This is a genomic window from Spongiibacter marinus (assembly GCF_016906995.1).
GTDB lineage: Bacteria > Pseudomonadota > Gammaproteobacteria > Pseudomonadales > Spongiibacteraceae > Spongiibacter > Spongiibacter marinus.
This window is the reverse complement of record NZ_JAFBBD010000002.1, coordinates 329,069-342,657: the sequence shown is the minus strand read 5'-3', so window position 1 is coordinate 342,657 and position 13,589 is coordinate 329,069. Positions and strand designations below refer to the sequence as shown.

At 57.0% G+C, this 13,589-nt stretch carries 7 protein-coding genes; 2 read left to right on the top strand and 5 right to left on the bottom strand.

Going from position 1 to position 13,589, the window contains the following annotated elements; all coding sequences use genetic code 11:
* Positions 1-78: 78 nt before the first annotated feature.
* The 5 genes from HNR64_RS04070 to HNR64_RS04050 form a co-directional block, all read right to left on the bottom strand.
* Positions 79-2,598 (bottom strand): TonB-dependent receptor, encoded by a 2,520-nt coding sequence (locus tag HNR64_RS04070; protein ID WP_204995268.1) that lies wholly within the window; start codon positions 2,596-2,598, stop codon positions 79-81.
* A gap of 84 nt (positions 2,599-2,682) precedes the next feature.
* Positions 2,683-4,818 (bottom strand): molybdopterin oxidoreductase family protein, encoded by a 2,136-nt coding sequence (locus tag HNR64_RS04065; RefSeq protein ID WP_204995267.1) that lies wholly within the window; start codon positions 4,816-4,818, stop codon positions 2,683-2,685.
* A 97-nt stretch (positions 4,819-4,915) separates the two neighbouring features.
* Complete coding sequence (locus HNR64_RS04060) at positions 4,916-7,279, bottom strand: beta-glucosidase (RefSeq protein WP_204995266.1); 2,364 nt, start codon at positions 7,277-7,279, stop codon at positions 4,916-4,918.
* Positions 7,276-9,552 carry a hypothetical protein gene (locus tag HNR64_RS04055; RefSeq protein ID WP_204995265.1) on the bottom strand — a complete coding sequence of 759 codons (2,277 nt, stop codon included), beginning with the start codon at positions 9,550-9,552 and terminating at the stop codon, positions 7,276-7,278. Before HNR64_RS04055 ends, HNR64_RS04060 begins: the two co-directional genes overlap by 4 nt.
* An 87-nt stretch (positions 9,553-9,639) precedes the next feature.
* Positions 9,640-10,374, bottom strand: a complete 735-nt coding sequence (locus HNR64_RS04050) for an SDR family oxidoreductase (RefSeq protein WP_204995264.1) — start codon at positions 10,372-10,374, stop codon at positions 9,640-9,642.
* Between the two features lie 58 nt (positions 10,375-10,432).
* On the opposite strand from HNR64_RS04050, the gene HNR64_RS04045 reads away from it, so the two are divergent.
* Positions 10,433-11,245 carry a queuosine precursor transporter gene (locus tag HNR64_RS04045; protein WP_204995263.1) on the top strand — a complete coding sequence of 271 codons (813 nt, stop codon included), beginning with the start codon at positions 10,433-10,435 and terminating at the stop codon, positions 11,243-11,245.
* A 149-nt stretch (positions 11,246-11,394) separates the two neighbouring features.
* The gene (locus tag HNR64_RS04040; RefSeq protein WP_204995262.1) at positions 11,395-13,584 is read left to right on the top strand and encodes a peptidase M19; all 2,190 of its coding nucleotides are present in this window, start codon (positions 11,395-11,397) and stop codon (positions 13,582-13,584) included.
* Positions 13,585-13,589: the final 5 nt, after the last annotated feature.

Here is a 13,589-nt window from a genome sequence, read left to right as displayed (position 1 = left end):
CTGTCGGCCGCGTCCATCTTTATCAACGCGAGTGCCCGTAAATGGCCTAACCATCCACGAGCCTGGCGGCATTACGGTTTATTGAAATTGGTAGCTAAACTCTACGCCCACCTCGCGCGGCGTTCCGGGAACGCGATTGGCAACACCGATCACGCTGGTTACTGCGATCCCGCCAACAAAGTAGGGGTCATCTTTTAGGTTATTCACGTAGGCCGATACGCCCATCTGTTCATTGATCTGCCAGCGCGCCCTGGCATTGAAAAGCTCGTACTGACCGATGGTCGAGCTCGCGTATTCACCGCTGAGGTAATCAGTACCGATGAATATTTCATCGGAATAGTAGTACTGCAGCTGTGGAATAATCAGACCAATCGGCGAGTGCCAATCATATTGCACGACAACGCCGCGAACATTTTGCGGCACCTGGGGAAACGCCTCGCCGCTGCGGTCAACAATCGCAAAGCCATCAGCGGTATTGGTACCCAGGTCATAGTCAATAAAGTCGCCGTCGGTATACCCGGCATTGGCATTGATGGTGAAATCACCCAGTAGGGCGGTAATCTCAAATTCAAATCCGTCGACCACGGCCTCGCCCGCATTGCCGGTAAACTGCACCACTTCTGTTTGAGTGGTGCCGCGCTCATAAAGCGCGACCTGTAGATCGGTGTAATCCATCTGGAACACCGCTACATTGAAACGCAGGCGGCTATCCAAGGCGTCTAATTTAAAACCGATCTCTTTGTTGACGACAATCTCAGGCTCAAACTGCTTGATCGACGAGTCGGTCTGCGTCGAGCGCACATCCAAACCACCCGACTTAAAGCCCTTGCTCACTGTGGCATAGGCGATAAAGCTGTCGAGATTCAGGGACTCAAGCAGTTCATCATCAGCCAGGTAATTGAGCGTGACCGCTGGCGTAAATTCCGAGAAGCGCGTATCACCGCGCAGCGGCGCCGCATACAGCAGAGGAACCGAGGGCGCCTCATAGGCAAAATACTGCGCCAGCGGCACCGGCGAAAAAATACCGTCCATCACATGGGTGACGGGAAGCAATATTGCGGGGTTGCTGCCGATCTGGGCATTGAGCCGACTCGCGTATTCATCGTAGTCCGGCGTGCCTTGAATTTGCACCGTACTGCGCTCTTCTTCGGTATAGCGCAAACCCAATGTCAGCTGCAGGGTCTCGGTCATATCCCATGTTCCCTGCGCAAACACTGCCGCAGTGGTGTTTTCGTAGTCGGCCAAGGCAACGGCGTTGGCCTGCACGGGCAACACCAGGGCATTGGGAAGCGGAATGCCCAGATCAACCGCAGCGCCCGGCCCTACCGCCACCAAGCCGTTGTCGCCCACCTCGGTGCCATCAATGCTATTGTCCAAACTCTCCTCGGCGTAGAACACACCAAAGGTGTAGTTCAAGGTATCGTCCCAGGCGGTGCCGTTGAATTTCACCTCCTGACTGAATTGCTCACGCACAGCATCGCCGACCGATGGATCATCAGAGCCATTGAGTACCTGATAACCGGCATCAGGACCAACCGCCACTGCACGAATCGCCGTGCCATCAGAGTCGCCACTAATTCGGATATTGTCCTGCATCGCGTAGCTGGTAATGCTCTCTACATCTATTCCCGCAATCGAGCCGCGCAAGGTGAGTGCCAGCATATGGTTGTCGATCGCATAGACCGCATCCTCCGCGGTTTGACTGACCTTAAAGGTTTTCGCTAATTCAGAGCTCTCGTTACAGGCGGCCTGTAAATCCGAACCATCAGCCCCTCGGTAAATGCCCTGCGCAAGAATGGCACTGCTGTTTTGAAAAACGCAGTTGTAGGGGGAACCGCGCTCATCGATACGACTTAAAAAGCCGAAGACGTCGACTTCGAACTCATCGTTGACATACCAAATCAGCCGCGATGACACCGCCATGCGGTCCTGGTCAAACAGCGCATAGTCAGCGGCGACATTATCGATTGAGCCATCGCTGCGCTTGGCATTCACCGCGACACGCATAGCGATGCTGTCGCTGAGCGGTAGGTTGGCATCGAGCTTGACACTTTTCTGCCCGTAATTCCCCGCGCCAAGTTTTGCGCCAAATTCAAAGCCGTCGGTAAACGGTTTTTTCGAATCAACCAGTATGGCGCCACCAATATTGTTCTTGCCGAACAGCGTGCCCTGAGGGCCGCGCAATACCTGTATCGACGCCACATCAACCGCATCGAGCAGCTGGGCATCAGAGCGTGGCACGTAGACGCCGTTCAAGTACATGCCCACCCCCGGGTCCAGCACGGGATTACCCGAGCGCTGGCCAATGCCGCGAATAAAGACCGCCGGCGCTTTGTAGTTAGTCTGCGAGAACTGCAGACTGGGCGCCAGTGTTTCCACGCCTTCAATATCGCTGATACCCATTTGCTCAAGCATATCCGAGCCCAACGCCGATACCGCCAGCGGGGTATCCTGCAAGCTCTCTTCGCGCCGCCGAGCGGTGACCACCACCTCTTCCAGCATGGCGCGATTTTCAGTTTGCGCAAAACTCGGCGCGACGCACAACGTCGATAGCGCAGACATCGCCAGCGGGAACAACACAGCTTTGTTCGTTTTCATTTACAGCTCTCCAGCATTCCATGGAACATGGTTATATTTTTTTTATTATTGGCAAACCCTGCGTGGCAAATCCCGTGCCATCGCCTATGCAACCGCTTCTACGTTCACCGGCACACCGTTCAGCGCCGCATTTCCCGACAGGCTGTCAATAAACTGCTCGTCAGTAAGGTCGTTAACACTCACCCCGGCATTGGCCTCTGCGCGGCGCCAGGCCGTGCCACTGCGGTGATGGCCCCAACCGTGTGGAATGCTCACCACACCGGGCATCACCTCGTCGCTGACTGATGCCGGTAACTCAACACTGCCAACCCGCGAACTGACTCGCACGGTGTCATCGTCGGCAATATTCAAGCGCCGGGCATCATCGGGGTGAACCAATACCGTGCAGCGCGACTTCCCTTTCACTAAGCGCTGGCTGTTATGCAACCAAGAATTATTGCTGCGCACATCCCGGCGGCCGATAAGTAAGAATGCTGCCGCGCGCTGTTGCTCGAAGAAGCGTTGCTCAACACGGGGCAGGTCAGCCAGGAAAAACGCCGCGCTCAAGTGAATACGCTTATCTTTATGATAAAGCCCCTTCGGCAACTGCTGCTGCAGCGGCCCCAGATCAATACCGTGTGGCGCGGATTTCAGTTTAGACAGCGTCAGTCCCTTAAAGGGATGCAAACCTGCGCCGTAGGGGCCCCGGCGCAATAGGAAGGCCAACAGGCCGCTTGGCCCGAGGCGTTGTTCAACGCGGCGGCTCAGCCGTTCCTTCATCGAGCGAGGCGGTGCCAGACGGTCCCGCAGGCCCAACAAAATTTGCCAATCGTGGCGGGCTTCAGCACCGGGAGGGAATAATGCTGGCGCGTAGCGAACATTGTTGCGCACCGCCAACAGATTGAAAATCACATCGAAATGCTCGCGCTCAAGCGGGCTGACCGGCGGCAAAATAAAATCGGCATGGCGGCTACTTTCATTCAGATAGAAGTCTACCGACACCAGTAAGTCCAAGCTGGCAAAGGCCTTATCTAACTGGTCGCCATTGGGCGTAGACAGTACCGGGTTTCCCGCGATCAGCACCATGCCTTTAATCTGGCCTTCACCGGGGGTGGTAATTTCCTCTGCCAGCGTGGAGACCGGCAGCTCGCCATTAAATTCTGGTAGCTGGCGAACCCGGCTGTGAAAGCGCCCCATGTTTCCGCGCCCGGTCTGGGGCAAAATGTCGGCTGCGGGCGTGGTGAACATCAAGCCGCCGGGGCTATCGAGCGTACCGGTAAGCACGTTGAACAGCATAATCAAGTACTGACACAGCGCGCCAAACTCCTGCACCGACACGCCCATGCGCCCATACAACACCGGCGCCTCGGCCGCACAAAACTCGTCCACCAGTCTGCGAATATCAGCGGCACTGATGCCAATATGTTCCGCCACCCGCTCGGGAGTGTAGGCATCAAAATGCGGTTTGAGCGCCACTGGGTCGCTATCGAGCAAACTGCGATAGTGGCCGGACGTCACCTGCGCTGAGGCAAACAAGTGATTCAACATCGCCAAGAGCAGCAGTACATCGCTACCGGGGCGTATAAAGTGATGCTCATTAGCCAGCTCTGCCGTTTGGCTTCGCCGCGGGTCAATCACCACCACTTTGCCGCGCTGCCTTACCTGCTTTAGCCGTCCGCGCACGTCCGCCACACTCATAATGCTGCCGTTCGACGCCAGCGGGTTACCGCCCATAATGACAAAATAATCACTGCGATCGATGTCGGGAACAGGGATGCGCAATTGATGCCCGAACAGTTTCCAGGCGACCATATGGTGGGGCAGTTGGTCTACCGACGTCGCCGAAAATTTATTGCGCGTTTTCAGCGCGCGCAAAAAGCCGCCGTTGAGCAGGGTTCCACCCAGATTATGCACATTTGGGTTGCCCAAATAGACCCCAAGTGCATCCTTCCCATGCTCCTGCTGAAGACTGCGCATACGCTCGGCAACTTTATCCAGCGCCTCCTCCCACTCCAGCTCATGCCACTGGCCATCGCGCTTTTCCATCGGCTTGCGCAGGCGATCGGGATCTTCATACAGGTCTTTTAGAGCCAGCGCTTTGGGGCAGATATGGCCGCGACTAAAAGGGTCGTTTTCATCCCCTTTTATCGCGATAATCTGCTCCTCTTCCAGCGTTATCGCCACACCGCACATGGCTTCACAGAGGTTACAGGTTCGATAAAACGTACCGGATCGCGGCATAACAGGCCTCTCTTGCACACGCTTATTATTATCTGCGCGCCATCGCGCACAATGTATTCAGTGAATACACTCTAGCAGCAAGCGCCGTAAACTGCACTCACAGGCCACCCAGCGATAGCTGCTGTTGCATAACACGGTCGCGAGAGGACCAGCCCAGCGCGAATTGGTAGTCACCGGCCGCCATGGCCCAGTCTTTGGCGCTGTCATCCCAATAGCTCAAATCCCGTGAGCTAAGCTGATAGCGCAGGCTTGCTGACTCGCCCGGTGCCAACCAATGCTTGGAGAAGTCTTTTAGCGCCCACGGCGGCTGCTCAATACCAGCAGCCGGGCTTGGCAGGCCAACATATAGCTGCGGCACCACCCAACCGGCGCGGTCGCCGATATTGCTCGCCCGCGCCGTTACCACGACCCCACCCTCGTCGCGGATAACTCGCAAGTCCGTCAACGAATACTCGCTATAAGACAAGCCGTAGCCGAAGGGGTAGGCGGGCTCTCGCGATTGCTGATCAAACCAACGATAGCCGATAAAAACGCCTTCACTATGCTCCGCTTGATTGGCAAGGCCCGGGTAGCGCCAAGGGTCTCCGGCAACAGGGTTGTCCAGCTCCTCCTCCGGAAAGCTCAGCGGCAGGCGGCCGCCCGGGTCGGTATCGCCAAACAGCAGCCGGGCAATGGCACTACCGCCCTCCTGCCCTGGGTACCAGACCTGCAATAGCGCGTTAACCTGCTCGCGCCACGGCGTGAGCACCGCCCCCGAATTTTGTAACACCACCACAGAGTCGCTATTTGCTGCCGCCACCGCAGTGATTAATGCATCCTGGTTGTCGTGAGACACCGGCAGCAACGGCGCGCCTAACAGCAGCGGCGCAAACAGTTGATCAAGTACCTCGCGTATTGGCGAACTGGCAAATACCGGATCTATCAGCTGATCCAATAAGGTGGGGGCTCCCCCTTGGAGGTTGTTTAGCAATAGGGAGTCAGGCGCATCGGCGAGTGTGCAGTCGAGTGCCAAACAAAAACGGTCGCTGCCCTCGGTTGCCAAATTGCTGGCAAACACCAATGCGACATCTGCCTCGGCGGCGCCCGCTACTGCGGCAGCGATATCACTACCGTCATAGTAAGAGACCGCTACGTCGTCGCCCGCCCGCTCCGTTAACGCCTCGAGTGGCGTTTTAAAACGAAATGGCGTCACGAAAGAGGAACCACCGCCGCTCGGGCGCGTTTGCGCCGACGCGCCGATCACCGCGATGCGGCGAACATCGTCGTTCAACGGCAACACCCCTTCGTTGCGCAGCAGCACCGCCCCTTGCTCGGCAACATCTTGCGCCAATACCGCATGGGCAGCCTGGTCGATATTGTCGTCGTTGCGCTGATAACGGGGGCGGTCAAAAAAACCGACGCTGAACAAGCGCCGAAATATCTGGGTAAGATTGTCGTTCAGAACCTGCTCAGGCACCGCGCCAGACTGCACAGCCGCCTGCAACAAAGGCTGGGAGAAAAATACGCCGTAGGGCATTTCGATCATGGGCGAGGCATTTGCAGTTTGCACCGTATCTTTCTGGGCAAAGAAGTAATCGGTGACTAAAAAGCCGTCAAAACCCCATTCATCGCGTAATACGCTTTTCAACAAGTACTCTGAAGAACACGCTGGAGCACCGTTCACGTAGTTATAGGCGCACATTACCGAAGCAACATTCGCTTCCTTCACCGCGGCTTCGTAGGGCGGCATATACAACTCGCGCATACTGCGCTCATCCACCACCGCATTCACTACCGAGCGGCCACCCACCACCGCAGCGACGGGCGGCACACTAACGATGCCTTCTTGGGTGTTCATCAAATAGTGTTTGATATTGGCCATCACGCCCTGGGCTTGGCTACCTTTCACCCACTCGACAACCATTCGTGTTGCCAGCAGGGGGTCCTCGCCAAAGGTTTCGAAACTGCGCCCCGCCAGCGGGTTGCGCACTAAATCGGCCACCGGCGCATGCACGAGATCATTACCCTTGTTACGCACTTCATTGGCGATCGCTGCACCGGTTTCATGCGCCAGCGCCGGGTTAAAACTTGCCGCCAAGGCCAGTGGTATCGGCATCGCCGTGGCCGGACTTCCGCGCACGCCAACCGGGCCGTCGCTCATTCTCAGCGGCGGGATGCCCAAGGCATCGATACCATTAACGATGCCGACATAGGGGTCGCCACTGGCCGAGGCCTGGGGATCGTCGCCCGCGAGGTAATCGATTTTTTGCTCCAGGCTCATTGCAGACACCAACAATTCCGCGCGCTGCGCGGCTGATAGCGAGGCGTCACACCACGGTCGTTCACTAAGCTCGCCGCAATGTTGGCTTATTGGGTCTGGCGTTGTTGTTTCAGAGGGTGAAGAACTGCCCCCGCAAGCGACTAACAGGGCGCTCACAGCGGCGAGAATTACTAGCCCATTAACCGGGAAGCCACACTTCATGGGAACACCACCTGGCTGTCGCCCGCTGGCATACTCAATACAAGCTCGCCGTTACGCACCTGCCAGCGACTGCCCTCAACCTCAACGCTCTGGCCATCATCCAGACCGGTGAGGCGAAGCTGGTAGGGACTATCGCTACTGAGCACAAGACGTTTATTGTCGCGCTCAGCAATACCGGCCTCGCGCAAATTGATCGTTAGCGCTGCCACCTGAACTAGGCTGGCCCGCAGCTCTCCGGTCGCCGCCTCTGCACTCCCTCGCTGCCACAACTGACTGTCGCGCACGGCTGGGCTCAAGGTCGTCGCATCGGGAAAAATCAACTCGCCTACGCTGGGCTCCAAAGAAATACTGGGCTCGGGTAAGGCGCCGGACTGGGCGCGAATTTCGGCAAACTCGGCGCCTGCAACGGCCTCAAGTTCTTCCAACCACCACGCCCCAGTAGGCCCGATGCCCCAATCGGCATTCACCTTATCTGGCTCCCAGCGATAAACCAGCTCACCGGGAGCAGCGCGACGCTGACCCTCTGATGCCTGCCAGTCCACCATCCACTGTGCGGCTTTTTCAAAGGCAGAGTAGCCGGCATCTTTCAGGGTCCAGACAATATGGTCCTCCACTAAGTAGTGGTCGAAGACATAGCGATAGCCGAAGTCGCGCATGCCGTCTGCCGTGGCGCGCGCATCCGGAAAGGGCACAAGTTGGTCAAAGGTGCCGTGGGCCTGGTAGTACCCGTTCCATTTCAGGTTCTCCATCAACTCCGGCCCCTTGGGCTCGACGCAGCCGTTATTATCCAGCGAGCACGGCAACAGATTAGCGTTGGCATGGGAGCCGGCAAGGATCACCCCGCCAAAAAACACCTCAGGGTATTTCACCATGAGATTGATCGAGCCAATCGCACCCATCGAGTAGCCGGTGGTAAACACGGCTTCGCTGTCGATATTGAAATGCGCCGCCACATCGCGCCACACCTCCCAGAAATCCAGCTCTGCGGCGGTCTCATAGTAACCGGCTGAACCGCGGCCCAGCGGCGTGACACACACCGACTGGCGAAGATTTTCGCAGGCCGATAACAAGTAGTTCGGGACGCTGGCACTGTATTGGTTGTGGTTCTGCGTAAAGCTGTGCAGCAACCAGGTAAACAGGCTCGGCGACTCAGAAGATGGCGAGTAACTGCTGGGAATATAAATCCCGTAGGGCTGAACAGCATCGTAGTAACCGGGGTCGGCAACCACCCCCGCCTCGCTGCGATCAACACCCGCCGCGAAGTTGCCATCCCCGAGCTCGGTACCCGCTACCGAGGACAGATACCAGCGATTACTGTAGCCATAGCGCAGCGGCTCGGGCTCCGTCTCGCCCATTCGCGCCCAGTCAATTTGCTGGGAAAAGGCGGAAACATCGCCCGTGTTCAGCGCCGTCGACTGACTTTCATCAAACCAGAAATTAAATAACGCCGGCTCATCGTCGTAGTCGCGAAAAGCCAGGTTAAATACCGGCGGCTGATGAGGTAGGCTGCGAAAGCCCGCGTTATCGTTAAGGAAGCCACCTTCGCCATTGTTGATGCCCGAGGCAACGTACAGCGTCCACGGCTGACCCGTCGCCAAGCTGCTCTGCGGCAGCGCCGCAATAAACGATCGCGACGCCATATCCACAGTGACCGGCGCCACAAACTGCGGGCCACTGCCATCTTTATAATCAATAAAGGCCCCATTCGCCGATAACATAAGTAGAGCATCGACCCCGGGGCTGCGCAGGCCTGCAATACCCGGCCACTCGTCGCTACCCCCTTCCTGGTTGTCGATGGCAAAGGCCGCCACCGGCACGCTGTGGTCTATTAGCGTCTGCCAATCTACCCGGAAAAATAATTCGCCATTTTTTCGGCCCAACGCCACAACGAATAAATCGGCGCCGTTACCCGCCATATTTGTCTCAGGGTAATGCAGGCTACCGCCGGTGGGCGTACCAATGCGATAGAACGGCACATTGGGGCCCTTGGCGCCATTGGCGTCGTAAATAAAGTCGGTCCAGTAATAGGCGCCGTGGGCATAGCGGCCCGTGCCGGACGTTCGCGGCGCGCCCTCTTCAAAGGGCCAGCTTGCCGGTGAGTGGAGCTGGGGTATGTCCCCAAACGCCGCCGCGGGCGCGCCACTGGGTACAGCACCACGAGTCAGGGCTGTGTCTAACGCTGACGAAACGGTATTTGATGATGAGGAGGACTGCCCACCGCAAGCGGTTAGGCCGAACAGCAGTGCAGCAAGCACCGACAACTGAGCGCGCATACGCAAAACCTTTTGTCACATTATTGTTATTAATGTGATCTTACGCTGCTCCGCCTGCCGCCAGCAAAACCCAAATGGACGAGTCGCTTAGCTGCTGATGTGCCCCTGCTGCGGTCGCAGCACAATGTCCTCGGTAACGACATTGCGATCCATCGCGTAGAGGTGCCAGAACGCGCGCGCAACATCTTCAGCTGGCATCAGGGCCTGCTCGGCGATACCGCTATTTTCCCACGACGGCGACCATGTTGGTCCCGGCGAAACGCTGCATACACGAATATTTTTACCGCGCATCTCTTCACGCAAGGCCTTGGCAAAACCCAGTACGCCATGTTTGGCTGCACAGTAAGCGGACACGCCTGCATAGCCTTCCAGCCCAGCGGTAGAGGCCATATTAAAAATATCACCGCTTTCTCGCTCCAGCATGGCCGGCAAAAATTGGCGACACATCAAAAAGACACTGCGTAAATTACTGGCGATAATCCGGTCAAAGTCCTCTACGGCCATGTCCGCTACCGGCTCTCCGTGCCAGCTGCCCGCATTATTTATCAGCACATCGACGGCGCCCATATCGCGCTGTAGCTGCTGGCCAAGACGCTGCACAGCCGCCGCATCGCTCACGTCACAGGGGTAGATTTCAACCCGTGCGGAACCGCTACACTGCGCGGCAACCTGTTCCAGTTTATCGGCATTGCGCGCCACTAATGCCAACCGCATAGCGGGCTTCTGGCGGCTAAACTCCCGGGCAATTGCTGCGCCTATACCCTGGGAGGCACCGCTTATCAGCAGCAGTGGCGACTTGTTCTCAGAAACGCTTCCTGTCATGTTATTTCCTGTTTGGCAGTCCTGCCGAGCGCATTTGCCCCCAAGCAGCAGGCCACGAATGATCGACAATATTGTTAATAACAAAGCTATCAAACTCTTCATCTTAATGGCGGGCTTTTTTGTCGCCAATGCATTAATTGCTGAGTTTATTGGCGTTAAAATTTTCTCGCTGGAGCACAGCCTGGGGATTGAACCACTGTCGCTGAGCCTGTTCGGCGTCGACAACCTCTCCTTCAACTTAACCGCCGGGGTGCTGCTGTGGCCCTTTGTGTTTGTGCTCACCGACCTGATCAACGAATACTACGGGCAACGCGGCGTGAAGCTGCTCTCCTACCTCACCGTCGGCCTGATTCTATACGCCTTTGCAATGTTCTACGTGGGCATTGAGCTCACCCCTGCCGACTTTTGGCCCCAGTCTCATATCAGCCCTGCACTACCCAGCGCGGAGCAGCAGGCAATTGCCAGCAAGGTCTCCGATTATGACTACGCCTACCGGCTGGTTTTCGGCCAAGGGCTGTGGATCATTATCGGCTCTTTGGTGGCATTTCTTATCGGCCAAATTATCGACGTCGCGGTATTTCACCGCATCAAAGCCAGTACCGGCGAGCGCTTGATCTGGTTGCGCGCGACGGGCTCCACACTCGTGAGCCAGTTTATCGACAGCTTTGTTGTATTGTTTGTTGCCTTTTATCTCGGCGCCGATTGGGGACTATCGCTGGTGCTCGCCATCGGTGTCGTGAACTACCTGTACAAATTTACCATGGCCATTGCGCTCACCCCGGTAATTTATGCGGCGCACTACGCCATCGACCGCTACCTGGGTGAGCCCCTTGCCACAGAAATGAAAATCGCCGCACAGCGACAAAATTAAACCGCAAACTTTAAATTACTGTTAGATAGATGACAGTGACAACATACTATTGCACACTAGGGTGTCGACGAGTTCTTATTGCTTAGAATTTGTCCACTGCGATCGCAGTGCGCCAGGAAGGCAAAACCATAACAACCCGGGTAATACGTATGAACGCCAAGCTCTCTATCACGCTTCTCGCCGCCGTGCTGCTCGCCGCATGCGGCGGCTCAAGCTCATCATCGAGTAACAACAATAACAACACCAGCCAACGCGGTATTCCCGAAACCCGCTTTGCCATGGCCAACGGCTGCTACTCTCTGCAATCCAATGCGACCAAGCAATACGCTGCTCTCAGCGACAGCACCTTGCGCATGGACAGCGCGAAAACCAGCGCCGAACGCTTCTATATGAGGCCGGCAACTCTCGGCAAATACTTGCTCTATACCAGCGACGAGCGCTTTATTACTGCCAGCGGCGGCAATATCACCGCCGCGACGGAGCCCAGCGACGACGCCATCTGGACCATTGAGCGCGATGCCAGCGCCAAAACCTTTAGCCTGCAAAGCCACAGCGGACAAACACTGAGCGTTGCTGCCGATGGCGCGCTAAGCACAGGCGACGCCGGCGGCGCAGCCAGCCAATTCCTGTTTGCCCCCACAGCAGGTTGCAGTGGCTACCCGGAAATGCCCACCTCGGTGGCTGGCGAAACCTTCAAAGGTCGCGGTATTGACCAACCCGCTATCGGCTTTGCCGACATCCACAATCACATGGGCATGAGCAGCGAGCTGTCCTACGCCGGTGACGTTGGTCCCTCTGCTGGCGGCGTACTCTACGGGGAGGCCTTCCATCGCTTTGGCGTTACTCACGCACTCGAAGACTGCGAAGAACTCCACGGCCCCAACGGTATTCGCGGTCCCGACCTCATCCTGGAAACCGGCGCATCGCCCAACCATGAAACGCAGGGCTGGCCGACCTTTGTCGACTGGCCGCGCAACAAGTCCCTGTCTCATACCGTGCTGTATTACCGCTGGGTGGAGCGCGCCTGGCTGGCCGGATTGCGTTTGATGGTCAACCACGGCACCAATATTGCTGGTTTGTGCACCGTGGGCTCTATTTATTCACTGACGCCCGATGCCGACTGCAACGATATGAGCATCGCCATCAAACAAATCAAATACATGTATGAAATTCAGGACTACGTCGACGCCCAGCACGGCGGCCCTGGTAAAGGGTGGTACCGCATAGTTACAAGCCCCCAGCAGGCACGCGAGGTGATTAACGAGGGTAAGTTAGCAGTGGTACTGGGAATGGAGGCCGCACAGGTCTTCGACTGCGGCATGACCATGATCGCGGGCAATATCGAAATTCCCAAGTGTGATGAAGCACAGATCGACGCCAAGCTACAGGAGCTGTGGGATCTTGGCGTGCGCCATCTCTACGCCTACCACGATATCGACACAGCGCTGGGCGGCACCGGCCTGTTCAGCGACATTATGAACTTCCTCAATTTGTTGGATACCGGCTCTTTCTGGAAAACCTCTGAGTGCCGCGACTACCCCAGCGAAGAACCCACCGTGCGCGATCCCGGCCTCGCCATTGCAACTGCGCTGCCTGGCAGCGGCAATGACCCGCTATCCAGCATGGTACTCGACATCACCGGCGGCGCATTACCAATCTACCCCGAGGGGCTTCGCTGCAACGCCCGCACAGTAACCGAGCTGGGTAACTATGCGCTCAACGCAATGATGGATCGCGGCATGGTGATGGATATCGACCACGCCGCCTACCACAGCAAGGATATTATGCTCGACCTTGCGGAACAGCGAACGCCCGCCTACCCGATGGTATCGTCACACGACGCCCACGGCGGCCTGACCAGTGATCAGGCCGCGCGCATCCTTAAAAATGGCGGCGTAATCTACCCCTACAAGGGCAATGGTGTTAAGCACAAAGAGTTTATGGAAAAGCTGAAATTCTGGCGCGAAAAAGCCGGTGTTAGCGACTCCCTGATGGCACTGGGTTATGGCGCTGACGGCAACGGCTTTGGCGGCCACGCCGGACCACGCGGTGGCGACTCCGAACCAGTGCAATATCCCTTTGTACTGTTCCAGGGTGACGACTGGGGGCCACAGTTCCAAGGCGCCGAGCCCGTCACCGTGCAAATGCTGACCATTCCCGAAAGCGGTAAGTACTGGCATATCGATGAAGTGGGCATGGCCCATTACGGCCTTGTTGCCGACTACGTTGAAGAGGTCCGACTCGAGGGCGGTCAAGAAGCTATCGATGCCCTGTTCAACTCGGCGGAGGCCTATCTACAAACCTGGGAGCGCTCATACAATCCGCGCAATGCGCAGTAGGCTGC

Coding starts and splice junctions, on each gene's coding strand:
- HNR64_RS04070 (WP_204995268.1), bottom strand. CDS start 2,598: ATGAAAACGAACAAAGCTGTGTTGTTCCCGCTGGCGATGTCTGCGCTA.
- HNR64_RS04065 (WP_204995267.1), bottom strand. CDS start 4,818: ATGCCGCGATCCGGTACGTTTTATCGAACCTGTAACCTCTGTGAAGCC.
- HNR64_RS04060 (WP_204995266.1), bottom strand. CDS start 7,279: ATGAAGTGTGGCTTCCCGGTTAATGGGCTAGTAATTCTCGCCGCTGTG.
- HNR64_RS04055 (WP_204995265.1), bottom strand. CDS start 9,552: ATGCGCGCTCAGTTGTCGGTGCTTGCTGCACTGCTGTTCGGCCTAACC.
- HNR64_RS04050 (WP_204995264.1), bottom strand. CDS start 10,374: ATGACAGGAAGCGTTTCTGAGAACAAGTCGCCACTGCTGCTGATAAGC.
- HNR64_RS04045 (WP_204995263.1), top strand. CDS start 10,433: ATGATCGACAATATTGTTAATAACAAAGCTATCAAACTCTTCATCTTA.
- HNR64_RS04040 (WP_204995262.1), top strand. CDS start 11,395: ATGAACGCCAAGCTCTCTATCACGCTTCTCGCCGCCGTGCTGCTCGCC.